Source organism: Clostridium sp. (assembly GCF_036781005.1).
GTDB lineage: Bacteria > Bacillota > Clostridia > Clostridiales > Clostridiaceae > Clostridium_B.
This window is the reverse complement of record NZ_DAIQBT010000012.1, coordinates 36,462-60,013: the sequence shown is the minus strand read 5'-3', so window position 1 is coordinate 60,013 and position 23,552 is coordinate 36,462. Positions and strand designations below refer to the sequence as shown.

Genomic DNA, 23,552 nt, shown 5'->3' with positions numbered 1-23,552 from the left:
TCTATCATTTTTATTATATCATGAAGCTGTAGAATTAATGAAAACTTTTTCACATACTGTGGCAGAAATATTACTCACATGTCAATATGAAATAATTTTTAGGGTAAAAATAGAATTTGGTACGCAAAAAGAGGACATTTCACAGCGTGAAGATGTCCTCTCTTAAGATGGGAGCATTTAATAATTGTAGTTTAAAATATTAATACAACTTTTTATATGTGTTTACTATGTCTTCTCGTGAGAAAGGTTCATAATTGTTCACTAATAATCTCTGCTGTCCTTCTATTACTGAATCAGCAAAAGTTTCAATTTCTTCCTCTTTCATTCCATATTCTCTCAATGGTTTTCTTGACAATAATTTATCTAAAAGATTTGATAAACTGTCATAAGCTTCACTTTCATCACATTTTAATATGCTGGCTAATAACTTATTTACATCTTTAATCTTACCATTTGGATTCTTCTTATAGTAAGTCTTAAATATTTCTGTGAAGAAAAGATAATTTGCTTCTCCGTGAGGTACATGATAATTTCCGCCTATTGGATATGACAGTGCATGAACCGCTCCTACTCCTGCATTTCCAAAAGCTATACCTGCATAATTACTGCCTATAACAAAGTCTTCAATTATCTCAACTCTATAATCGTTGCCTTTTTCAGCCATTTGCATATATCCATTTAAAATTAATTCCATAGCTTTTACACTGAACATATCAGTATAAGGATTTGCATTTGGAGACACATAAGCTTCTGTTGCATGGATTAATGCATCTACAGAACTAGTTACGAAAAATTTATAAGGAAGTCCCTTTATAAATTCTGGTACAAGTACTGCATAAGTTGCATATAATTCGTCTGAAGCAATTCCCTTTTTAGTATGTCTTCTCTTTAATTCTGCAACTGATACATTTGTAACTTCTGAACCTGTTCCACATGTAGTTGGAACTATAATCAATTCTTTATTTTTCTCAAGAGACACTTTTGCTTCAAATAAATCCAATGAATCATTAGTATATTTAAGGCTGAGAATTTTAGCTATATCAATTACAGATCCTCCTCCTACAGCAATGATTCTATTATATTTTTTATCTCCAATATCTTTAATTATATTGTTTATCATCTCATCAGAAGGTTCGCCAAGTCCATATTTCTCCTGGAATACGGCATCTGCACCATTATTGAATTTCTCAAGGAAAGGCTTATATAAAAATTCATTAGTAAGTATAAAGTCACCTTCCCCAATCTTAAAGAATTTCATAAACTCCTCTGCAGTATCAAATTTATAAACATCAGGTGCCAATTTTAATAACTTCATGTTTCTTCCCCCTTATATATTTTTTAACGATATAATTTATCCCCATATTTCCTCTGAAGTAGGAACTTTTGCATCCTTATTGAAATATCCTATTCTTGAAACATTTATAAGATGTTCGTAAGTAAGATTTTCTGAAATACTGTTTCTGCCCCATGATCCACATCCCAATGTAGTAGTAGGGTTAAATCCATTATTGAAACTTCCACCAGCTGTAGTTGCAGGCTGATTTACAACTAATCTACTTATAGGCAATACAGTTCCTGCATATCTTATGTTCTCATCATTGTTAGAATGTATGCCTGCTGTATGTCCAGCTCCTTCATACATATAATTAGTCATAGCTATTTGAACTGCTTCTTCAAAAGTATCATATTTAAATGCTACTAAAACTGGACACATTTTTTCTTTACAAAGTACATCTTTTTCTCCTGCACCTTTACCTTTAAGTACTATAACTTTAGTGCCTTCTGGTACTTCCACTCCTGCAAGATCTGCAATTATTTTAACAGATTTACCTATAACCTTGCTGTTTATCTTTCCATCCTTGAATAAAGCTGATCTAAACTTCTCTACTGTCTCTTCATCTTCTGCATAGTATGCCCCATTTTCTACAAATGTTGCCATTATTTTATCATAATCTTCAGCAGGAGCTATAACTGATTGTTCAGAAGAACATATAATTCCATTGTCATATTTTCTTCCTGTTATTATATCCTGTGCGGCTTTATTATAATCGTATCCTTTGTCAATTATTGACTGCGAATTTCCAGGTCCAACTCCATAAGCTGGTCTTCCACTTGTATAAGCAGCTTTAACTCTTCCAGCACCCCCTGTAGCAACAACTACATCTGCACTTTCCATAAGTTCCTTAGCAGCTTCTCTTGATGGTGCTTCTACTATTTGTATGATATTTTCCGGTGCTCCCAATTTTTTAAGTTCAGCATTCATAAGTTCTACAGTGTGAGCTGAAACTTTCTTTGCCTTAGGGTGTGGTGCTACTATTATAGAATTTCTTCCCTTTATAGCAGCCATTGCATTACACATAGGAGTTACTACCGGATTGGTTATAGGAGTAGTTGCTGCAACAACTCCTTTTGGTTTAGCAACATATAAAAGTCCTCTTTCAGGTTCTTCTTTTATTATACCAACAGATTTTTTATCTTTTAAGTGATTCCAGATAGCTCCTGATTTTAAATAACATTTAGCTACTTTATCTTCATAAACACCCATTTCTGTTTCTTCTACTGCTTCTTTCGCAAACATTTCTGCGTTATCATAAACTACTTTTCCTAGTGCTTTTACAAGTACATCAACCTGTTCTTGACTATAGGCTTCCAATTTTTTTTGTGCCACCTGTGCCTTTTCAATTAATTCTTTTATAGATACTTCATTACTCATGTTTTTCCTCCTAAATAAATGTTTTATATGTCTAAATTTTTTGTACTATACATGTTAATTATTTACTTCATGCTGCCAGTTTTTATAAATTTTGTATGCCAGGAAAGAGCTTTTTCAAGATTATGTGGTGTATTTCCAGCAGATGATTCACAAGCCTCTTCAAAATATTCCATAAGCATATCCTTGTAATCAGGATGAGCACAATTTTCTATTATAGCTGCTGCCTTTTCTCTAGGAGAAAGACCTCTTAAATCTGCTACTCCCTGTTCTGTAACAATTACCATAACATCATGCTCTGTATGATCTACATGAGATACCATAGGAACTATAGAGGATATATCACCCTTTTTAGCAATAGACTCTGTAGTAAATACAGTCAAATATGCATTTCTGGCAAAATCTCCAGAACCGCCTATACCATTCATCATTTTGCTTCCCATAACATGGGTGGAGTTCACATTGCCATATATGTCAACTTCCAGGGCAGTATTTATAGATATAACTCCTATTCTTCTGGCTACCTCTGGATTATTACTTATTTCCTGTGGTCTTAATACTATCTTTTCTCTGAATAAATTAATGTCTTTTATAAACTCAGGTAACATATCCGGTGAAGGACTTATGGAAGTACCTGATACCACATCTGCTTTACCGCATTTTATAAGTTTTAACATAGAATCCTGTATAACCTCTGTGTAACAGCTCAAATTTTTAAAATTTGATTCACAAAGTCCAGCTAAAACTGCATTTGCTACACTTCCAACTCCTGACTGTATAGGAAGCAAGTTTTTAGGCAGCCTTCCTTCTTCAACCTCTTTATTCAAGAATCCTATAAGATTATCGGATATAGCTTGAGATACAGGAGATACCTCTGTAAGAGGTCTTGTTTTATCCGGGGCATTTGTCATTACTATAGCACATATCTTGTCAGCACCACAGGTCACATATGTGGTTCCGATTCTATTACCTGCATTAACTATAGGTATAGGTTCTCTTCGTGGAGGATTCTTTAATGTATATATATCTGCCATTCCTTCCAATTCAAGAGGTTGAGCTTCATTAATTTCTACTATTACTTTATCTGCATTTTCCACAAAGGTAGCTGTATTTCCAATTCCTGTGGAAGGAATAATATCCCCTTCTTCTGTAATAGCTACTGCCTCTATTATAGCTACATTTACTTTAGGAATTACGGAATAATTAATATATTGAGCCATGTGACTCAAATGTATGTCAGCATATTTAATGGAACCATCATTTATCTTCTTCCTCATGTCAGCATTTGTCTGATATGGTATTCTTCTTTCTATTATTCCTGCTTTTGCCCATTCTCCATCTATAGCCGCTCCTGTAGATGATCCTGTATAAAGTGTTACCTTAAATTCTTCATCTAACTCATTAACCTTTTTAGTCAATGCTTTAGGTACTTCTTTAGGATATCCAGAAGGAGTAAATCCACTAATTGCAACAACCATACCGTTTTCTATCATGCCAGCTGCCACATCTGCCGTTACAACTTTATCCTGAAGTTTTGGATTTCTTATTCTTTTTTCTAATACATCAGCTGTCTTTTCCACTTTTTCAACTGTTTTATCAGATTTTATATTCTTTTTTTTCAATTGTGAATTTTTTATTCCCTTACTCATTTAATCGCCTCACAAATAGTTAAAATATTATTTATAGTTTAATAAGCTAAGCCTAGCAGTTCAATTCACTAGTACTAGCTACTTTTTTTAAATCATTTCCCTTTTTATTACTGGAGTAATTTATAATAGAACCTATAATTATAAATACAATACCTATTATTACATTTACTTCTATACTTTCACCTAAAATCAGAATTGCCAGTATTGTAGCTAGTGCAGGTTTTATAAGAAAAACTGTAGATGCTGTTACAGCAGAGGTTTCTTTTATTGCACCAAGATAACATATATATCCTACAGCCTTTATAAAAATACCCATGTATAGAAGCACTAGAATATTATTTAAAGTAATTCCACTAAGTATTGGTCTACCAGTAACTATTAAGAGAAGAAGAAGTGCTATTACTCCAAAGAAGAAAGAAATACAATTAAAAACATATCCTCCGTAAACATCAATTCTCTTCTTACTTATTACTGTGTACAATGACCAGACTACAGCTGCTATAAGTGCAAAACATATTCCTATTAGATCCTTGCTGCCTCCAATACCTTCCATAACCTTCGCAGGATTGAATATTATAACTACACCAATCAATGAAACAATAATAGAAACTATGGTAATACCTTTTATTTTCTCTTTCAATATGAAATATGCAAAAGGTATGGTAAATACAGCATTGGTACAGAATAATACCGCTGCAGTAGATGCCTTAGTATAAGTAACTGCAAACTGGAGCATAGACATGGAAATGGATACTGCCAGTATTCCACAAAGAGCAAGGTATCCCAAATCGTTACCATTTAGTTTAATCTTTTTAGCTTTCATATCTTTCACTGCCATAGGAAGCAATACTATTGCACCTATTAAAAATACAATCATCATAACCTGAAATGGATCCATAGCACCTTTCTGTGCCAACATTTTTCCTGAAATCTCCTGGGTGCTGTAAAATATTGCCGTCAATAAAATAAATAAATACCCTTTTTTCAATTTACATTCCTCCCCTATAAATTAAGCCTTATTTTTGTTAAATTAACTACAATTAAACCTTTATTTTTAGTTACACTGTTATATAGAAGTGTAACTAAAAAATCACAAATAAATTCTAAAATCTCTTTTTGAATTCATTCATCAATGATTCTCTGAATTTTGGATGGGCGATATTTATTAAAGATCGTGCCCTATTTCTCAGGGTTTTACCTTTAAGGTGGGCAACACCATATTCAGTAACTACATAATCAACCTCATTCCTAGAAGTTGTAACTGCAGCACCAGTATCTAAAAGTGGAGTTATTCTGGAAACCTTTCCTTTTCCAGCTGTAGAAGGTATAGCTATAATAGCTTTTCCGCCTTTTGATAAATTAGCTCCTCTGATAAAATCTACCTGACCTCCTACTCCGCTTATCTGTTTCAATCCTATACTTTCTGAACATACTTGTCCCATTAAGTCCACTTGAACACAGGAATTTATTGAAACCATATTGTCATTTTTCATAATTACCAGTGGATTATTTACATAATCTACAGAATAAGTTTCTACCATAGGATTATTGTTTACAAAAGCATATAATTTTTTTGTTCCCATTAAGAATGTTACAACTATCTTGCCTTGATGTAGGGTTTTTTTCTTGTTATTGATAACCCCTGCTTTTACCAGCTCCATTACACCATCTGATATCATCTCAGAATGTATTCCTAAATTCTTTTTATCCTTCAAAAATAATAGTACTGCATCTGGTATAGCACCTATTCCAAGCTGAAGGGTAGATCCATCTTCAATTAAAGCTGCACAATTTTCTCCTATGGCTTTTTCCACATCTCCCAATTTAGGAGACTGTAACTCTATCAATGGATGTGAAGCCTCAACTATATAATCAATGTCTGATACATGTATAAAAGAATCCCCAAGTACCCTTGGCATATTTTTGTTTACTTCTGCAATTACAAGACTAGCACTTTCTGCTGCCGGCTTGGTATAATCATTGGAAACTCCAAAACTGCAGTAGCCATATTCATCTGGCTCGCTTACTTGAATAAGTGCTACATCTACAGGCAAACGTTTTTCTTTAAACAAACTTGGCACTTCATAGAAAAAACAAGGTGTATAATCTGCCCTTCCTGAATTCACTGCATCCCTGGTGCATCCACCTACAAATAAAGCATTGTGCCTGAAATGTTTCTGCATGCCTTCTTTTGTATATTCGCCCTTACCCATGGCTACCATGTGAACTATCTCAAGTCCTATATAATTATCCTTATTTTTAACTAACGCATTTACTAAATCTACAGGTTCTCCTACTGCATGTGCAAAAACTACCCTGCTGTGGTTTTCTATTTTAGAAACAGCTTTTTCTGCAGTTACCAGTTTATCTTTATACATACTTTTCCAATCCATAAAAATTATCTCCTCCCTATCCTATGTTGTTAAATACTTATTCAATATACCCCTTACCACACTAAAATCCCCTTGGGACTTTACTAATATTTTTTCAAGATTAAACTTAAGCTTGCTGTGATCAACACAGCAGCTGGTACACCCACATAAAACTATAACTATATCATAAGTTTTGTCTAGGGACGCTGTTTCAAAATTATACTTAAATTCTTGTTGTAAATCATATAGAAATTGTTTTCTATCATATTTAGGATTACATCCTCCACAATATTTAATTCCTACATTCAAAATATACTCACCTTACCTATGATGCTTACTTAATATTTTCCTTGCCATATTCAAAGTATCTTCATTTATATAGTCTATAACCTCTACTGATTTTATTTCAGGAACCTCATCTTTTATGGAAGCTTCCACTATATCCTGTACTGTATACTTAGCTGAAATACAGCCGCTGCATTGACCTAAAAGCTTTACTTTAACTATACCATCTTTTACTTCAACAACCTCAATATCTCCATTATGGCCGTTTAAATAAGGTCTTACTTTTTCATCAATTATTTTTAATATTTTTTCCTTCATAAAATACAGCACCTCATCTCTAGGAAAAAGGTGAGAAAACACCTTTTCCCTTAATCCTCTATTCTTGCTATTTTCTTTGCAAGTTTCTTCTTATGTGCAAGATTTCCCTGTCTTGATATCATTATTCTCTGTGCTTGTGGTGAACCTGCTCCATGCATGGATTCAGTTCTATATCCTACTGCAGCTGTTCCAAGACATAAGTTTTCTAATAATCTCAATATCTTCATTCTGTCTTCAACAGGTACAGATGCAACTCCCACCAAGTACTTCTCTACATATTTTCCAACCTCTGGACTCTTATAATCCTTTTCAGAAGGCATGGTAACCATTAATCCTCCTGCTATATCTTCTGCTAATCTTACAATTTCATAAGGGAATCTTGTTATATTCTGCTTACATACATTTGCAAGAAGCAAATCTATTTGATAATTTCCAGCTTTTGTTGGATATCCTTCAGCTGAACATGCAATTCCGCAAGCGTAAAGAGTTTCATTCAAATGCATCATTTCTATTAATTTATCCTTTATGTGAGATGCCTTTGCAGCTCCATTATACTCTGCAGCTACCGCAGCAGCACCTATTAATACATCTCCTACTCCTACTTTACATCCGCCATAACTCTGTCTGTGGTATCCTGCAAATCTCTCTACCATCATTCCAGCATATTCAGTTTCACCATTTAAGAATATCCTGTCATTTGGAACAAATACATCATCAAATACCACTAATGCTTCTACTCCGCCAAATTCTTTGTTACCAACATCTATGTCTGCATCTTTTTCCATTTTTCTAGTATCACAGGACTGTCTTCCAATTATCATAGTTATTCCTTCTGCATCTGTAGGAACAGAAAAAGCTATTGCATAATCTTTATCTTCCGGTCTCATGGCAATAGTTGGCATAACTAATACTTCATGAGAATTACATATACCTGTTTGGTGAGCTTTTGCTCCTCTTACAACTACACCATCTTCTCTTCTTTCTACAACTCTTAAATATAAATCTGGATCAGCCTGTTTGCTTGGTGATAGACCCCTGTCTCCCTTTGGATCTGTCATAGCCCCATCTACTGTTAAATCATTCTTTTGAACATAAGTTAAAAATTTCTTAAAGTTTTCAAAATAATTTGTTTTATGCTCTTTATCTATTTCAAAAGTAGTACTGTATACTGCATTAAAAGCATCCATTCCAACGCATCTTTGGAAACAGGCAGCAGTTTTTTGTCCGCATAATCTCTGCATTTTAACTTTCTTTACCAAATCTCCACTATTTTGATGTAAATTTGTAAATCTATTTATTTTTTCCCCTGTTATACTGGATGTTACTGTCATTAAATCTTCGTATTCAGGCTCTTGAGCCAAATCATAAGTCATCTTCACAGAATTTAAAGATGGACGAAGTACAGGGTTGTCCACTGGATTATCTATTTTTTCTCCCAAGTAATAAACGTTTAATTTTAACTTACGTAAACTTTCTACATATTCTTCCCCAGTCATTAAAGACATTAAAATCATTCCTTTCATAAAATAAATATATTTTTAATTACACTATATTTAATTAGCAACTTTCATGCCAACTTTTTATATGAACATTAATTTTTTTTACAAACCCTATATGACTACGTTTAAAGTCTATATTGTAAAAGTTTAATGCTTTATTCTCTTCATACTGCAATCTGTAAAATAATATTTTTGATGCAATATTGCAAAATAAAAGAACTCTTATATTTATATAAGAGTCTCTTCACCCGTTTATAGTGCCTACTGAATACGTTATATGCATAATTGCAACAAGCTTTACTTTTGCAACACAGGTTTATTTTTATACTTTTTTCTCTTTCTTACCAAAGTAGACGCATTTATACCCAGCTCTTTAGCTGCATCTCTTACATTTCCATGCTTTTCTAGTGAACTTTCTATTATAGATTCCTCTAAATTTTCTACTGCTTCCTTTAAGGTCAATTTTTCATTCCACATATTACTGGTTGACACATCGCTGTCCCAGACTTCTTTAATAGGCAGATCACTTCTCAATATCTTGTTTCCTGAGCTCATAATTATAACCCTTTCTATTATATTTTTTAATTCCCTTACATTTCCCGGCCATTTATACTCCTTTAGGGAATCTAAAGCTGCTGGAGTAATTATTTTATCAAAATCATATTTTTTATTGAATACACATAAAAAATGATTTATAAGAGGTTCAATATCATTTTTTCTTTCCCTGAGAGGTAAAATTTTAATAGGTACTACATTTAATCTATAATATAAATCCTCCCTGAAAGTTTTTTTCTCCACCATATCCTTTAAATTTCTATTGGTAGCTGCAACTACTCTTACATCAATTTTAATTACTTCTGTGCCCCCTACCCTTTTAATTTCACCTTCTTGAAGTACTCTCAGCAATTTCACCTGCATATCAAGAGGGAGTTCCCCTATTTCATCCAGAAAAATACTTCCCCCGTCTGCCAGCTCAAATAATCCTATTTTTCCATCTTTATTTGCCCCGGTAAAAGCTCCTTTTTCATATCCAAAAAGTTCTGACTCTATAAGATTATAAGGTATGGAACCACAATCTATCTTTATAAAACTTTTATTGCTTCTGGTGCTATTTTTATGTATATACTTGGCTATTTTTTCTTTACCTACACCTGTCTCCCCAAGCAAAAGTACAGTGGTATCCACCTTAGCTACTTTTTTGGCCATTTCAAGAGTATTTAGCATCTTTTCATCCTTTGCTATAATATCTGAAAATTTAAGAAGCTGCTGCCTTATTCCCTCTAATTGAGAATAATATTTTTCAGTAAGTTCCATATTCTTTTTTACCTGTTCTTTAAGTTCATAAAGTTCTGTAACATTTCTTACATTTGTAACTACAAGCGTTATTTCCCCATTATCATTAAAGACAGGGCTACTTGAAACAAGCACTGTCTTACCCGTTTTAAATTTCTGCTCTATCGTCACATTTTTTTTACTTTCAAGAACCAAAAGGGTGCCAGACTGTGAAAGATATTTGTTCTCTACAAGATATCTCATATTTTTTCCTATCATATCATTTCTTTTCATACCTGTAATTTTCTCATAGGACTTATTTAAAAATAATGTATTTGCTTCCCCATCAGTTATATACATACCATCGTAAGAATTTTCAATAATCTGATATAACTGCTTCATAGTTAAATCTACTATTTTTTTACCCTTGTATAAATTATCAAACTCCAATAATTCTTTATCTCTCATATCACAATCCCCTTTCAAAATCCCATAAAACATGGATATAAACAAAAAGAGAATTCCCCAGAATTCTCTTAACTTATCTTAACTACCTGATTATTCTAGAAGTATAGAATATCCATATATTAAAACCACTTTACTAATATCTTTGGTCTTTAGTATATATTAAATAATTTTTTAAGTCAATAATGTTTTAGTATTGCGATTTATTCCCACAAATTTCAAAATAGTTGCAATAGTACATATATTTTTACTTTATATTACAGTTTTTTCACTATTCTAGTGGAGGCATAACAAAAGCTTCCCCAGTTAAAACTTTACTTTTATTATGATCTATACAAGTAGTTTTCAATTTTACTATATTTTCTTTTTTATATATTTCTAAAACTTTTACCTTGACTTTTATATTATCTCCAAAATACACAGGTAGATTAAATTTTGAATTCTGGCTTAAATACACTGTCCCAGGCCCTGGAAATTTCATACCTATACATGCAGATACATATCCTGTCAGCAGAACTCCATGTGCTATCCTTTTTTTAAATTTATCTTTATATTTTACCTTGTCTATATGAAGAGGATTGAAATCTCCCGTTACTCTTGCAAATGCATATACATCCTCTTCAGTGACAACTTTTTCAATGTAAGCACTATCTCCCACCTTTAATTCATCAATGGTTAAACCCCTCATAATCTATATTCAGATAAACTTTCTAAAGACTGTCTTGGTATATATTTATACTGCCTCTGTATATCATGTATTATAGGAAGAATAAATCTCTGCTTTTTGGGATATTTTTCAATCACCTCTTGCAGTGATAAACTATTTTTTGAATTTTGCTGCAATGCAGTTATCATTGAGTACTTCACCCTTTCACATAAAATATTTTTTTAAATTTTAAATTCATAAATAGACTGCTAATTCCTTTAATTCATTACTTGAAGTTTTAGTTTTAATAGTTTTCAAATACAACTCCCCCAAAATCACATATCACTTTTTTTAACATTACTCCACCATTTCATCTAAAAAAGAAATAAATTCTAAATATTCAAACTACACCACATTACAAGTTCATTTATCATAAAATTGCCATCCCAGGGACAATCATAAATATTCATAGTTCCTACACTTACCACCCTATTTACCCCAAGGGATGTAACCCTGTCTGCAAATTTAAAAAGCTTGCCTTTATCTGAAATAGCATGCCCTATAGTTTGAATTCTTCGAGTAATTAAATTCTCTATATCAAATATACTGTCTATTTCCTTTAAAAAAATACATCTTCCTCCTATGGGTTCTTCCAATGATATTTCATCGTTAATCAAAATAGTATACCCAAGCCCCCTGTTGCAGCAGATATTCTTGTTTGGATCAAGACTGTACACTCCTCTTTCATTTATAATCTTTGCACAGGTATTTTCATCCAGAGGATCATTATATCTTTTTCCTATCTTTTTAAAGGATTTTTCTAACATACAGACTATATCTCTTAAAGGAATAGACCCTTTTTCCACAAAAACTACCTGGGGAGAAGAACAGGCTTTCTGTTGAAACAATACTATATCCATTGCTAATTTATCCATATAGGAAAAACATTCATCACTTTCAAGAGCTTTTCTGTCAAATACAGCAAAAGAATATTTGGGCCCAAACACAACATCCTTACAGGTAGTTTTTTTAGGAAGTAATGTAATGTAGTTTACAGCATCTTCTCCTCCCCATACAATTCTTGCATCTGCCATAAGAGACATGGATTTATTTAAAAATTCATTCTCCCTGTCAAAATACACCAGACATATATTTTTAATTAAATCCCTGGAATAATATGTTTTCTCCTCATAGACTACTTGTATATCATTTAAATGTTCTAAAATATTCAATACTACAGTCATATTTTTTTTAGGAACTTTTACAAGGTTTGAATTCTTGGCCATAAGTGATTGAAAAATTGAATAGAGTGCAAGAGTACCTATATTCCCTGCTATCCAGTGGCAACTTATACCTCTTGCCTGTGCTTTTATAAACTTATCATTTCCTATGGCTACAAACTCATCTAAATATTTTTCATCCTTTAAATTCATGCTTATTAACTTTTCTAAATTCGATCTTCTAAAATAAAATGAAAGATAAGACACTCCTTGAATTCCAAGAAGTTTTCTATCCATGCTCAATCTTTTACTATACTCATCCAATATAAGTACAATAGCTTGAACTGGTATAGAGCCTAATAATTTTAAATTACTCTTCAAAACCTGGTTTATATGACTGAAATCATTAAAGCTTCTTTCTTTTTCATAAAGGAATCCATCTAATAAATAACAATTTATCATTTTCTCTCCTCCTTCTCTGCAAAAGTATCTCCACACCCTCTTGTTTCAGTCTTTTCTATTCTGGATCTGAATTTGAAATATTTCCCTCGCCTTCCGCAGCTGCAGTTATCAACTCCCATAAATTCTCCTACATCTTCTGTTAGGATGCCTTGTGAAGGATAACTGGTTCCAAGTATGCTCAATACTTCTATTATTCCCTGCTGTCCAATTTCCACTTCTTCTAAAGTATTAAAATCTCTTATTATAATATCCGCAAAATCCGGTACATGTTTATATCCACATTCACAATCCACAAATACTACCCCCAGCTGTTCTACCATTCCATAAAAATCCATTATATTGCTTTTTTCAGTACCAAATACTTCAGCTGTCACCCTGTTAAATTCCTCTTTTTCAACACTTTCTGATACAAGCTTCTTCCAGCCCCCGCTGTGCAAAAGTTTCATTTTAGGAAGAGCCAGTTTAATATTTTTTTTCTTTAGCTGTGTTACAAATTTACTCCATACTATATAGGTAAATCCATAAACTAATATTTCCTTGTTCTTATTGTCTTCCTGAAATTTCTTAAGCTTAGGCAAATTTATTTCAAGCTCTCCATCTTTCTCCTCCATAACGTAGGTTATGCTGCCTGCAAAGTTGCTGATTCCTCTTATCGCAGCTCCTCTGGCATTTAATACTTCCTTTTTTTTATTTACACCTGCTGCATCCAAAATTAAAAGTGGTTTTCTGTTAACTCCCAAGAAACTCTTTAGTGTATTTATAAGTGCCTGCGATTGCCTTATAGACGTACCCTTATCCAAATATATCCTGCTTGGAGTATTTGAAGTTGTGGAACTGGAATTCAATACCCTTACTACTTCTTCTCTTTTACAGGTTAAAAGCTCAAATGTCTTAAACATATTTACTGGAATAAAAGGCACCTGATCAAGTTTTGAAATTTTAGAAATATCTATAGAAAGTTTTCTGTACATACTTTCTATATTTGAATTAACTTTATTTAATGCAAGCTGTTCCTTAATTATTTCAAGTAACATGCCTTCTTTTTCTTCCTGAAACATTTCAAATTGATCCCTGAAAATCATATTTTCTATTAAATGCTTCATATCCATAGCATATCTCACCTGTTTCCATACTTATTTTACATACTTTTTAATTTTGCAAATAATACTTTCCCTGAAGAATTTTTGGGAAGCTGTGATAAAAATTTAACATACTTAGGCAACTTATATCTTGGTAATACTGAAGAACAATAGTTAATTATATATTTGTCGTCTATAGAAGAATTTTTATCTTTTAGAACCACAAAGGCTTTTATAGCCTCCCCTAGAATATCATCCTCTACCCCTATAACAGCACATTCCACCACTTCTTTTATACTGCATATAGTGTTTTCAATCTCCTTGGGACTTATTCTATTTCCTGCACACTTTATTATATTTTTTTCTCTTGAAACCACAAATATATATCCATCTTCATCCCTGTAAGCCAAATCTCCTGTGTACAGAAGGCCATTTTTCAGTACCTTTTTTGTCTCTTCCGGGTCATTAAAATATCCTTTCATTATATTTCCGCCTTTTGCGGCTATTTCTCCTACCTCTCCCACAGCAGTAGGATTACCCTCTTTATTTAATATAAAAAGTTCTGTTCCTGGAATACCGCACCCTATAGACCCCAGTTTATTTTTAATCTGCTCTGGAGGCAGATATGACAATCTAGCTGTAGCTTCAGTTTGTCCATACATAATGTACACATCTGTTCCTTGAAGGGCTTCACATAATTCTGATATAAATACTTCTGGGAGCCTACCCCCTGCCTGGGTTACATATCTTAGTGAAGGTAATTTAATTGTCTTAATACTAGTCATTCTAAGTAATATTTGATAAGTACTTGGTACTCCTGCAAAACCGGTACAGCTATACTCTTTTATATCCTCTATAACTGTTTCTGGAAACATGAACTTATTATTTATTACAACACTTCCTCCACATCTAAAATGTGTATTCAAAAGAGATGTTCCATAACAATAATAAAAAGGAAGTACCACTTCCACCCTGTCATTTTTAGTCAACTTCAAATATTCTATTATAGAATTAGTATTATACATGAGATTATAATGAGTAAGCATAACTCCCTTGGGTTTTGAGGTAGAACCTGAAGTAAACATAATAAGAGCCGTATCCTCTTTTTCTTCTATAAAACTACTGGAGTCAGTTTCATCCTTACTTGCCCAAACACTTTCCTCACTATATACCATAGTATCTCTACAAACTATCTTATCTACTTTATTCCTGTATTTCCTCTGACAAAATACTATCTTTATTTCTAGTATATCCATAATATACCTTATATCGTTTTCAGATATAGTAGGGTTCACAGGAACACATATGCTTCCATTTTTAATTATTCCAAAATAGGTTTTTATAAAAAAAACAGAATTGTCTGAAATAAGAAGTACACTATTCTCTTTTGAACATCCATTTTCCTGTAATAAATAAGTTATATAATTTACACCTCCGTAAATTTCCCTGTAACTTATTTTATCTTTATCTATTACTGCTATTTTATCTGAATTTTTAAACTCTTCAAAAACATAATCAGTAAAAGTCATATTTCTACCCCATATTTTTTTAACATCTTCTTTACATCTCCAATAGTGTACATTCTCGATATATCCACTACATCAAAATCCACTCCAAATTCTTCTGATAATCCTGTAACCAACTCTACATGAGCCAGAGAATCCCATGCCTCTATTTCATCTGGACCTAATTCATCTTTTATATCCGCTGAATCTTTTATATTTAACGTATCACAAATTATCTTATTGAATTTATCTATTTTTTCCATTATTATATACCTCCAAAAATATATTAATTATATTAACTAACGCAATTATCATGCCATCTTAAAAAATGTGCTAATCTCAAGTATACATAAATTTATCAAATAATTCTATTGCATTAATGCAACAAAATTATTGAGCTTTTGTACAATACAATAGTGTTTGCAGCTTATACAACTATGTTGCAGTTTTGCATATTATTTCACTTTTGCAGCTACATTTAGCTTATCTTACATAATGTAAAATATAAGTTCTACCCTACATAATCACATTTCTATAAATTGTAACATACTATAATTTTGTACTACTATGAAAGGAAAAAAATATGTATAATAATTATAGAACCTATCCCTGTGGATACTGTGGAAATACACGAAACTATGACTCAAATGGCATGGATAATTACAATATTTATCCCTGCCCTTACTTTGTAAATACAATGTTTCAGAAAAGATATAGAAGTCCGTATACTCACTATAATGATGGAAATGGAATTGAATATGATTCGAGACTGGATTATTCACCTGCACCAAAAGCTAACAGTTCAGTTAAATTGAAAGATTATGGACCACAACCTTTTGTGGTGAATATTGATAAAGCTACTAATGAAAATAATACTTTTCGTACTGCTCTTTGGACAGGTTCCCATCTTCAAGTTACTTTAATGAGTATAAATCCAGGAGAAGATATAGGCTTGGAAATTCATCCAGAGGTTGATCAATTCCTGCGTGTTGAAAAAGGACAGGGACTTGTAAAGATGGGAAATAGTACACATAATCTAGATTTTCAAAGAAAGGTTTACGATGATTATGCAATTATGATACCTGCTGGCACATGGCACAATGTTATAAATATAGGCAATACTCCTCTAAAACTTTACTCTATTTATGCACCGCCTAATCATCCAAGAGGCACAGTTCATGTTACCAAAAAAGAGGCAGAAGCTGCTGAAAAAAATAAATAAAACTTTCAATAAAATACCCATTTTAGAGGTTAGAAATTAATCTAACCTCTTATTTGCATTATAATAAATCAGCAATGTTATGGACTCCTCTGAATGAAATTGCCCACTAAGATTATCTATATGCCTTTGTCTTGGAGGAATATTATCAAATCTGTGTCTAACATTAGGGGTATAATTTTGATTGCTATTTGGTCTGCTATTTGATTTATTACCTGAAACTGCTGTAGTTGCAGTAAAAGATTCTCCATCTGAACCAAGTGAAGAAGGGTAGATTACAATATTTCCACTACTTGACTCCATTGCAACGGGACGGATTGTATTACTGGAATCACTTAAAGAATTGTCATTAACTTTGGCAGATTCATACTTTACTATATCCGTATTTGCAAGAGGTACAAGATTACCATATACATCTGATGGATCTTCACTTATCCACTCTGCAGATGTTCCAATTCCTTCAGCATAAGAAAAATCTAAGGTGGTAGATATGGTTTTGGTTTTTACTTCACCGCTAGGTGTAGTTGCTGTAAATGTCAAATTCCATGTTGAACCTGAAGAATTATATATATTTACACTAATTGTAGAATTAATTGGTATGGTCATTATATTTTGGGCAACATCAGGCAATTGTTCCCAAAACACCACTGCAACAGGTTGTCCATTTTCTAATTGTTCCATAGTTCCAATTTGAAGTAAATCAGAAGAATCTACTCCACCAAGTCCAATCCATTGTGCAGCTACTGCATTTTCATTAGTTGAAGAAATATTTGGCACTGTCCAACTTCCAGAAATACTTGTATAGCCCTCACCTTCTGAAGCTGGTGTAACTATATATCCTGCCCAATTACTAGATGTCTCTGTATTATCTGGTAATTCCACTGTAGTTTCATTATTTTGAGACTGATAATCCGGAATTGGATGGATTAAATTTGGTCCTGGAAAACAGTAGTTTGATAGGACATATTTATTGTTAGCAATATTATAGAGTTGTCCCTTGGCAATGACAGAACTGCCCCCTAAAATTAAGAATATTGATAACAATAAAATCTGAAATTTTCTAAATATACTTTTTGTTTTCATGGATAAAATTTTCACCTCTCTTTACATTTAAATTCATTTTAATTATAATAATTAATGTGTTACGAAATTATGACAATAATATTATTATAATGTAAATTTTCTATTAAGTGTGTTAACTTAATTATAATTTCACAACACAAAAGGAGATAAAATGATTAATAAAAACGAACTGAAAAACTATGAAAAAATTGATAGAAATTCTGTAAAAACTTGGATAATATCAAAAACCATAACAAGTATCATAATTATATCTATCTATGTATTGATAATGCAGCTATTTCTCATTCCCAAATTTGGACATATTCTTCTAGTTAAATACATAGCCTATATATTGGCACTAATTGTCATATTCCTCTCTATAGCAGATATTTTTATAGGATCCTTTTTAGAATACAAACAATGGAGATATGCTATACTTCAGGATAAAGTTGAACTTATAAAGGGTATTATAATAAGAGAAAAGACCATAATTCCCATCTCAAGAATCCAAAACTTGAAAATAAAACAAGGACCCATTCAAAGAATTTATAAAATAACCTCTGTAAACATAATAACTGCAGGAGGTCATCATGAAATACCTGCACTGCCTATGGAAAAAGCTGAAGAAATTTTAGAAAATCTTAATCTACTTATAGAAGCAGGTGAAAAAGTTGAATAAAATAGAAAGAAATCATATTTTAAGACTATTTTATGATTTTATAAATACAGCTAAAAATTTTATCCCCCTTACAATCATACTAATGGGATTTTTATTAACTAAGGTAAAACTTATAAAATCTATCTTCATATTATCCATTTTAATTATATTTATACTTTTATGTGAATTACTTGCCTGGAAAAAAAATTTTTTCATAGTGAAAACAAACTCTATATATCATGAAGAAGGAGTCTTTAGCATAAAAAAGATTGAAATTCCCTTAGATAGAATTAACACCATAGATATTTCACAAAAACTCTTAGAGAGAATTTTTAAAGCAGCCACCATAAAAATTGATACTGGAGATAGCTCCACCCGTGGAAGTGAACTTAAATTTACTTTAAATAAAAATAGGGCAGAGTCCCTTAGAAATATCCTGCTTAAAAACCAGGAGTGTGATTCTCAAAAAACACATCATAACCAATATACCATAGACACAAAACATCTATTCATATACTCACTTATTTCAAATTCACTTTTTAAGGGACTTGGAATGTTATTTGTTGCACAACAATTTTTTCAGGATTATTTAAAGTCCTTCATCAATTTAAATACTTCAAAATATATTAACGAACTGGAGAAAAATAATATATACAGCAGTATAATGATAATAATATTTCTACTTTTCATTCTAATATTTGTAAGTATTTTTTTATCTATCATATACAATATAGTCAAATATTATAATTTTAAGCTATGGACTGACTATAAAAATATTTATGTGAATTATGGAATTACAAACAGAAAAAACTACTCCTTTGACAAAACAAAGATAAAAGGAATACACATAAAACAAAGTATTTTAATGCAGCATTTTAAATTTTTTACCCTGGAAATTGAAAATATAGGCTATGGAGATGAAAAAGGAGAAAAAGCCATACTTTATCCTATATGCAGTGATTATTTAAAAAAAGATATTTTAAAAAATATACTTGGAGAATTCAAATATACAGGAGAAGTAACTAGACCTGAAAATCACACCTATTTCAGATTCTTATGTAAAAAATTTATACTTTGGATAATTATAGCAGTGATTTGCTTTTTTATAAAAGCTGTATTTGTATTGCCAAGTCTAATACTTCTATTATTCCTATTTATAATGGGTCATTTAGAATTTAAAAACACCGCCTTTGGTATGAATGAAAATATACTCTATATGTGCCATGGCAGCTTTAATAAAACTCAATCTCTTGTCAAGATAAAGGCACTACAGTCCCTGACCCTGTCTCACAGCTATTTCCAACACAATAAGGGAATTTGCAACTATAGTGTAGTTTTACAAAGTTCCACCCTAGGTAAAACCCTGCGGGTAAAAAATTTAAAAAATAATATTGCCAAAGAACCCTTTAATTAAATAACCAGACTTTTATATGACACCTAAGATCATACAATAACGACATTAATGCATAATAATTTCGAATTTTTCTCATGTAAAAAGAGTTTTAGATTTTTCTAAAACTCCCAAATACTACATCATATAAATTTTCCCCTTACAAATTTATGTTTATAAGTTTTTTATTATACAATTTTCTCGATATTAACTAGCCTAGGTTCAGTTCCGGCTGGTGTTGCTGTAACATATATTTTGGCTAGTCCAATTTTAGGTGGTGATGTTACCGTAGTGGATTTAGCTATAAATAAGTAATTAACACCATTTACAACCTGAGTAGCAACTGCTATAGGTTCAAAAGTAGAACCCACAAATCCCTTTAAAGCAGTCTCAAGAACCTTTTTATTTTCCTCGCTGACATTATCTTGAACTGTCCATCCTCCAACCATTTTAATTCCCCCTTGAATTTAATTTTGATAAGTAAACTTTCATAAATCATTAACATGGGCTTATAGTAAAATAGTACTATAAAGTCAATTTAATGTCAATATGGTTGAAAAATACATATTAATACTTTATTTTATATTATTCGACGCAGTCTTTAATTATTTATAATAACAAAAATAATCTAACATAAAAATTATAATAAATTATGGCATGATTCGTTGATTATTGTTTCCTATGGGTTAAAGTTGAGAAAAAGTTTTCAAAAAATGCTGTATGCCGCCTTCACCTATGTTTATTTTTCCATACTCTTCCCTTTTAAGCCTTTTAGCTATTTCATTATTAGATATCCCCAATACCTTCCAATAAAGTATGTTGTTTTTCTGTGCTAAAAGTTTAGAATTAAATTTTTCATCTTGCCTTTTATATGTCCCCCACCTATTCAACTCTCTTTTTAATTCCTCATTTTCAGCTTGTAATTTCATATTTTCATGTCTAAGATGCTGCATTTGTTCATCTAAAGTATTGTACATACTTGTAAACTTAATTATAGCATTTTTATACTGATTAATTACATCATAAAAAGCTCTATGTATACCCACAATTTTTGAATATTTCAGAAGCTTTTTTAATGCTATTATTTTATTTTCTATTCCATCCATTTCAAGAACAAGTTTGTTTTTCCAATGTGCAGCCATTTAAAAATCACCTTCTTTTCTTCTTGCACTTTAAATTTATACTACGAATTTTTTATTATATTATAGTACTTTATATTAGATAAGTAAGGAATCAACACAAACCTTTTAATTTTATTATATCAAATTTTTTTTATTTTTTTCACTAATATTTCAATAAATTTATTAGAATATAAAAGACAGCTAATGCTGCCTTTTAAAATTCTATTCATGCTCTCTCAGTCTGTCCACTAGAGAATCTTTCTTAAAAGAATGAATTTGTACTCCAGAAATTATCATAGGTAAAAGCAGAATTATTAGGGTATATCCTAATAAATACCACCCCGGAAAGTGATAATGGAAATACTCAGTGCCTGTATCTCTCATCGCCTGTATCAGCAAATATCCAAGGCTTGTACCTAACAACAGTGTAATAAAAATGTTCCCCACTGCAAGAATAATCCCCTCCCCTTGCAGCATTACGTCCAGTTGTCTGCTGCTCATACCAATAGATTCCATCATGGCAAGTTCCTGTCTCCGTGTCAAAATGTTCATAATTAAAGTATTTATAAGATTGATAAAACTAAAACATATTATAAACGCAGCAAGTCCCAGAATAACTCCATACATAATACTAAAGTTATTCTCATCCTGTTCCATCCTTTCCCTCAATGTATCCATACTTAAAAGAGAATTTTCCCTCACTATTTTATTGAGATTCTTTTCGATGCTTTTTCCATTTTTCGAAAAATCCACAGCAGATACTATAAATCCAGTGGTAAGGTCCATATTGTTCATAAGGCTCTTAAGTGCTTCATCAGGAATGAGAAAATATCCCCAGGGTCCCCCTAAATTCTTATAGGATACATAATCATCCATACATGCTGCAATTTTAAATTCCTTTTCCATAGGCTTTCCATTATAATAATGTATTTTTACCTTATCCCCAGCCTTGAACTTCCATCCATAAAACTCTTTCACATTATCATTTGCAATTACTAAAATTTCATTATTTTTTATCATTTTATCATAATCGAAATTCCCTTCACTTAAGGATTTTTTCAGTAATGATATCTTATCTCTGGTAAATGGTGTTAAAAAGTCTTTTTCTTTTTCATTATTGTATTCATATTGGATATTTACCTGCTTGATACTTTTGATTCCCTTTACCCCTGGAACTGCTTTTATCTTTTCCTTCAATTTTTTAGTTAATGGATTGTTTATTTGAATATCACTATATCCATGCTCTGAAGTTTCCACTGCATTGTAGGAGAACTCAATTAAATATTCTCCAAAATAAAATTCTGTCTGTCTTGAATACTCTTCTTTATTAATAGAAACTATAAAAGTAGCTGCCATTAAAAACAGTACTCCGCCTATACCAAGAGACAGCATGGTTAAAAATGTCTTTTTCCCATTGCGTATAGAATTCATAAATGCAAGACTTATTGGAGTAATTCTTCTATGGAGCTTTGAAGTTTCTTTTTTGCTTCCAGAATAAAAGGAAAATTTAGAAGCCTCAAGAGGAGATACGGTTGATGCAAGCTTGGCCGGTTTATGAATGGAAAAAAGCAGTGTTATAATATCTGCTGCCGCCACAACTGCCCCAACAAATACAGAATTAATCCAGTTCCAGCCCTCTGGTTTCAGAAAATATGCAATTATTCCCCCTATAACAAGTCCTATAGGTATACCAATTGCACAAAGAGCAAGTCCCTCTTTATTTACCATTTTGCGGATTTGTCTCTCTGTCATGCCCAATGTACGGAATTGACCAAATTGTCTTATACGACTTACCACAGAGATATAAAATATGCTGTAGATAACAAGCACACTTGCCAGTAAAATACCAGCACCTATACCAATGATAACCATAATTTGCTGGAAATTCATAGACAACATATTGGAGAAAAAATTATTCTCGTTTATATACTTACGTTCAATACCATAATCCTGTCCAACAGAATGAATTACATCTATAAATTGATCCTTTGACATTTTATCTGCACCATTTATACGTACAAGAGCACCATAGGGTATATTTTTAAACTGAGTTCCCTTTTCAGCATATTCCTTTGAAAACAATACAGCATATACCCCGGATTTTATGCCGCTGTCCGTATAGCCGGAAACAACAAATTTTTCAGTAGTTCCATCTAAAAAAGTAAAATAAATAGTTTCTCCAATGTTTGCTTTCCTTCCCAGCTTTCCCATATAGGATTTATCAAGTACAATTTCATTTTCCTTCTCCGGTAGTTTTCCATAGGATACTTTGATAGTTTCAATTTTTGAGGAATTTCTGTCATAATACACAGGGCGGATCATGTGACCTCCCATTTCAAAACTCTGTCCTAATTTGAAGGGGGTGGCATATTCTACACGTTTATCTTTTTTAAGTGATTCAAACTGTCCTTTATTTACCTGCTGATAGATAACATGCTGAACCTTTGCCACTGCCTTTTTATCTCTTTCTATAAGGGCTGAACAAAAAAGACTCATAACAGTTAACAAGCTCACAGATAGCACCACCGTAAACACAATAAAAAAATTACGCATTTTGTTACCCTTAAGACTGCATAGTGCCAGCTTGCTTATAACTTTACTATTATTATTCTCAAGCATT

At 31.9% G+C, this 23,552-nt stretch carries 23 protein-coding genes; 4 read left to right on the top strand and 19 right to left on the bottom strand.

Annotated elements, in window-relative coordinates; translation table 11 throughout:
• Positions 1 to 37: 37 nt before the first annotated feature.
• Positions 38 to 166 carry a hypothetical protein gene (locus V7Q02_RS06950; protein ID WP_333860277.1) on the top strand — a complete coding sequence of 43 codons (129 nt, stop codon included), beginning with the start codon at positions 38 to 40 and terminating at the stop codon, positions 164 to 166.
• A 33-nt stretch (positions 167 to 199) separates the two neighbouring features.
• Here the strand turns inward: V7Q02_RS06950 and V7Q02_RS06945 are convergent, their stop codons facing one another.
• The 15 genes from V7Q02_RS06945 to V7Q02_RS06875 form a co-directional block, all read right to left on the bottom strand.
• On the bottom strand, positions 200 to 1,315 hold the full coding sequence (locus tag V7Q02_RS06945; protein WP_333860276.1) for a 4-hydroxybutyrate dehydrogenase: 1,116 nt from the start codon (positions 1,313 to 1,315) through the stop codon (positions 200 to 202).
• Positions 1,316 to 1,351: 36 nt separating this feature from the next.
• Positions 1,352 to 2,713, bottom strand: coding sequence for an aldehyde dehydrogenase family protein (locus V7Q02_RS06940; protein WP_333860275.1), 1,362 nt, complete (start codon positions 2,711 to 2,713; stop codon positions 1,352 to 1,354).
• Positions 2,714 to 2,775: 62 nt separating this feature from the next.
• Positions 2,776 to 4,359, bottom strand: a complete 1,584-nt coding sequence (locus V7Q02_RS06935; protein ID WP_333860274.1) for an acetyl-CoA hydrolase/transferase family protein — start codon at positions 4,357 to 4,359, stop codon at positions 2,776 to 2,778.
• A gap of 52 nt (positions 4,360 to 4,411) precedes the next feature.
• Complete coding sequence (locus V7Q02_RS06930; RefSeq protein WP_333860273.1) at positions 4,412 to 5,347, bottom strand: DMT family transporter; 936 nt, start codon at positions 5,345 to 5,347, stop codon at positions 4,412 to 4,414.
• A 115-nt stretch (positions 5,348 to 5,462) separates the two neighbouring features.
• Positions 5,463 to 6,752: an acetyl-CoA hydrolase/transferase family protein gene (locus tag V7Q02_RS06925; RefSeq protein WP_333860272.1), complete on the bottom strand. Its 1,290-nt coding sequence runs from the start codon at positions 6,750 to 6,752 to the stop codon at positions 5,463 to 5,465.
• A 21-nt stretch (positions 6,753 to 6,773) separates the two neighbouring features.
• Positions 6,774 to 7,040 carry a hypothetical protein gene (locus V7Q02_RS06920; RefSeq protein WP_333860271.1) on the bottom strand — a complete coding sequence of 89 codons (267 nt, stop codon included), beginning with the start codon at positions 7,038 to 7,040 and terminating at the stop codon, positions 6,774 to 6,776.
• A gap of 12 nt (positions 7,041 to 7,052) precedes the next feature.
• Complete coding sequence (locus V7Q02_RS06915; protein ID WP_333860270.1) at positions 7,053 to 7,334, bottom strand: NifU family protein; 282 nt, start codon at positions 7,332 to 7,334, stop codon at positions 7,053 to 7,055.
• Positions 7,335 to 7,384: 50 nt separating this feature from the next.
• Entirely contained in the window at positions 7,385 to 8,839 is a 1,455-nt protein-coding gene (locus tag V7Q02_RS06910) for a 4-hydroxyphenylacetate 3-hydroxylase family protein (protein WP_333860305.1), read from the bottom strand.
• A gap of 291 nt (positions 8,840 to 9,130) precedes the next feature.
• Positions 9,131 to 10,573 carry a sigma-54 interaction domain-containing protein gene (locus tag V7Q02_RS06905; protein ID WP_333860269.1) on the bottom strand — a complete coding sequence of 481 codons (1,443 nt, stop codon included), beginning with the start codon at positions 10,571 to 10,573 and terminating at the stop codon, positions 9,131 to 9,133.
• A 268-nt stretch (positions 10,574 to 10,841) separates the two neighbouring features.
• Positions 10,842 to 11,258, bottom strand: coding sequence for a MaoC family dehydratase (locus tag V7Q02_RS06900; RefSeq protein ID WP_333860268.1), 417 nt, complete (start codon positions 11,256 to 11,258; stop codon positions 10,842 to 10,844).
• Positions 11,255 to 11,425 (bottom strand): NAD(P)H-dependent oxidoreductase subunit E, encoded by a 171-nt coding sequence (locus V7Q02_RS06895; protein WP_333860267.1) that lies wholly within the window; start codon positions 11,423 to 11,425, stop codon positions 11,255 to 11,257. The genes V7Q02_RS06900 and V7Q02_RS06895 overlap by 4 nt, the downstream gene beginning before the upstream one ends.
• Before the next feature lie 183 nt (positions 11,426 to 11,608).
• On the bottom strand, positions 11,609 to 12,898 hold the full coding sequence (locus V7Q02_RS06890; RefSeq protein ID WP_333860266.1) for an acyl-CoA reductase: 1,290 nt from the start codon (positions 12,896 to 12,898) through the stop codon (positions 11,609 to 11,611).
• The gene (locus tag V7Q02_RS06885; RefSeq protein ID WP_333860265.1) at positions 12,895 to 14,007 is read right to left on the bottom strand and encodes a LuxE/PaaK family acyltransferase; all 1,113 of its coding nucleotides are present in this window, start codon (positions 14,005 to 14,007) and stop codon (positions 12,895 to 12,897) included. Before V7Q02_RS06885 ends, V7Q02_RS06890 begins: the two co-directional genes overlap by 4 nt.
• A 29-nt stretch (positions 14,008 to 14,036) precedes the next feature.
• A complete protein-coding gene (locus V7Q02_RS06880) occupies positions 14,037 to 15,506 on the bottom strand; it encodes an AMP-binding protein (protein WP_333860264.1) in 1,470 nt (489 codons plus the stop codon).
• Positions 15,503 to 15,745 carry an acyl carrier protein gene (locus V7Q02_RS06875; RefSeq protein WP_333860263.1) on the bottom strand — a complete coding sequence of 81 codons (243 nt, stop codon included), beginning with the start codon at positions 15,743 to 15,745 and terminating at the stop codon, positions 15,503 to 15,505. Before V7Q02_RS06875 ends, V7Q02_RS06880 begins: the two co-directional genes overlap by 4 nt.
• 320 nt (positions 15,746 to 16,065) lie before the next feature.
• Between V7Q02_RS06875 and V7Q02_RS06870 the strand changes: the two genes are divergently transcribed.
• Positions 16,066 to 16,704 (top strand): cupin domain-containing protein, encoded by a 639-nt coding sequence (locus V7Q02_RS06870; protein WP_333860262.1) that lies wholly within the window; start codon positions 16,066 to 16,068, stop codon positions 16,702 to 16,704.
• Positions 16,705 to 16,740: 36 nt separating this feature from the next.
• Here the strand turns inward: V7Q02_RS06870 and V7Q02_RS06865 are convergent, their stop codons facing one another.
• On the bottom strand, positions 16,741 to 17,784 hold the full coding sequence (locus tag V7Q02_RS06865; RefSeq protein ID WP_333860261.1) for a G1 family glutamic endopeptidase: 1,044 nt from the start codon (positions 17,782 to 17,784) through the stop codon (positions 16,741 to 16,743).
• Between the two features lie 151 nt (positions 17,785 to 17,935).
• Between V7Q02_RS06865 and V7Q02_RS06860 the strand changes: the two genes are divergently transcribed.
• Together V7Q02_RS06860 and V7Q02_RS06855 are read left to right on the top strand one after the other, a co-directional pair.
• On the top strand, positions 17,936 to 18,442 hold the full coding sequence (locus V7Q02_RS06860) for a PH domain-containing protein (protein ID WP_333860260.1): 507 nt from the start codon (positions 17,936 to 17,938) through the stop codon (positions 18,440 to 18,442).
• Complete coding sequence (locus tag V7Q02_RS06855) at positions 18,426 to 19,835, top strand: PH domain-containing protein (RefSeq protein WP_333860259.1); 1,410 nt, start codon at positions 18,426 to 18,428, stop codon at positions 19,833 to 19,835. The genes V7Q02_RS06860 and V7Q02_RS06855 overlap by 17 nt, the downstream gene beginning before the upstream one ends.
• Before the next feature lie 164 nt (positions 19,836 to 19,999).
• On the opposite strand, the gene V7Q02_RS06850 is transcribed toward V7Q02_RS06855, so the two are convergent.
• The 3 genes from V7Q02_RS06850 to V7Q02_RS06840 all read right to left on the bottom strand — a co-directional run bounded on the left by V7Q02_RS06850 (position 20,000) and on the right by V7Q02_RS06840 (position 23,551).
• Positions 20,000 to 20,260 carry a hypothetical protein gene (locus V7Q02_RS06850; RefSeq protein WP_333860258.1) on the bottom strand — a complete coding sequence of 87 codons (261 nt, stop codon included), beginning with the start codon at positions 20,258 to 20,260 and terminating at the stop codon, positions 20,000 to 20,002.
• Positions 20,261 to 20,497: 237 nt separating this feature from the next.
• Positions 20,498 to 20,953, bottom strand: coding sequence for a hypothetical protein (locus V7Q02_RS06845; protein ID WP_333860257.1), 456 nt, complete (start codon positions 20,951 to 20,953; stop codon positions 20,498 to 20,500).
• Between the two features lie 201 nt (positions 20,954 to 21,154).
• Entirely contained in the window at positions 21,155 to 23,551 is a 2,397-nt protein-coding gene (locus V7Q02_RS06840; protein ID WP_333860256.1) for an ABC transporter permease, read from the bottom strand.
• Position 23,552: the final 1 nt, after the last annotated feature.

Bases quoted from the DNA above. Each gene is read 5' to 3' on its own strand.
- V7Q02_RS06950 (WP_333860277.1), top strand. From the start codon at position 38: ATGAAAACTTTTTCACATACTGTGGCAGAAATATTACTCACATGTCAA.
- V7Q02_RS06945 (WP_333860276.1), bottom strand. From the start codon at position 1,315: ATGAAGTTATTAAAATTGGCACCTGATGTTTATAAATTTGATACTGCA.
- V7Q02_RS06940 (WP_333860275.1), bottom strand. From the start codon at position 2,713: ATGAGTAATGAAGTATCTATAAAAGAATTAATTGAAAAGGCACAGGTG.
- V7Q02_RS06935 (WP_333860274.1), bottom strand. From the start codon at position 4,359: ATGAGTAAGGGAATAAAAAATTCACAATTGAAAAAAAAGAATATAAAA.
- V7Q02_RS06925 (WP_333860272.1), bottom strand. From the start codon at position 6,752: ATGGATTGGAAAAGTATGTATAAAGATAAACTGGTAACTGCAGAAAAA.
- V7Q02_RS06915 (WP_333860270.1), bottom strand. From the start codon at position 7,334: ATGAAGGAAAAAATATTAAAAATAATTGATGAAAAAGTAAGACCTTAT.
- V7Q02_RS06910 (WP_333860305.1), bottom strand. From the start codon at position 8,839: ATGTCTTTAATGACTGGGGAAGAATATGTAGAAAGTTTACGTAAGTTA.
- V7Q02_RS06905 (WP_333860269.1), bottom strand. From the start codon at position 10,573: ATGAGAGATAAAGAATTATTGGAGTTTGATAATTTATACAAGGGTAAA.
- V7Q02_RS06900 (WP_333860268.1), bottom strand. From the start codon at position 11,258: ATGAGGGGTTTAACCATTGATGAATTAAAGGTGGGAGATAGTGCTTAC.
- V7Q02_RS06895 (WP_333860267.1), bottom strand. From the start codon at position 11,425: ATGATAACTGCATTGCAGCAAAATTCAAAAAATAGTTTATCACTGCAA.
- V7Q02_RS06890 (WP_333860266.1), bottom strand. From the start codon at position 12,898: ATGATAAATTGTTATTTATTAGATGGATTCCTTTATGAAAAAGAAAGA.
- V7Q02_RS06885 (WP_333860265.1), bottom strand. From the start codon at position 14,007: ATGGATATGAAGCATTTAATAGAAAATATGATTTTCAGGGATCAATTT.
- V7Q02_RS06880 (WP_333860264.1), bottom strand. From the start codon at position 15,506: ATGACTTTTACTGATTATGTTTTTGAAGAGTTTAAAAATTCAGATAAA.
- V7Q02_RS06875 (WP_333860263.1), bottom strand. From the start codon at position 15,745: ATGGAAAAAATAGATAAATTCAATAAGATAATTTGTGATACGTTAAAT.
- V7Q02_RS06870 (WP_333860262.1), top strand. From the start codon at position 16,066: ATGTATAATAATTATAGAACCTATCCCTGTGGATACTGTGGAAATACA.
- V7Q02_RS06865 (WP_333860261.1), bottom strand. From the start codon at position 17,784: ATGAAAACAAAAAGTATATTTAGAAAATTTCAGATTTTATTGTTATCA.
- V7Q02_RS06860 (WP_333860260.1), top strand. From the start codon at position 17,936: ATGATTAATAAAAACGAACTGAAAAACTATGAAAAAATTGATAGAAAT.
- V7Q02_RS06850 (WP_333860258.1), bottom strand. From the start codon at position 20,260: ATGGTTGGAGGATGGACAGTTCAAGATAATGTCAGCGAGGAAAATAAA.
- V7Q02_RS06845 (WP_333860257.1), bottom strand. From the start codon at position 20,953: ATGGCTGCACATTGGAAAAACAAACTTGTTCTTGAAATGGATGGAATA.
- V7Q02_RS06840 (WP_333860256.1), bottom strand. From the start codon at position 23,551: ATGCTTGAGAATAATAATAGTAAAGTTATAAGCAAGCTGGCACTATGC.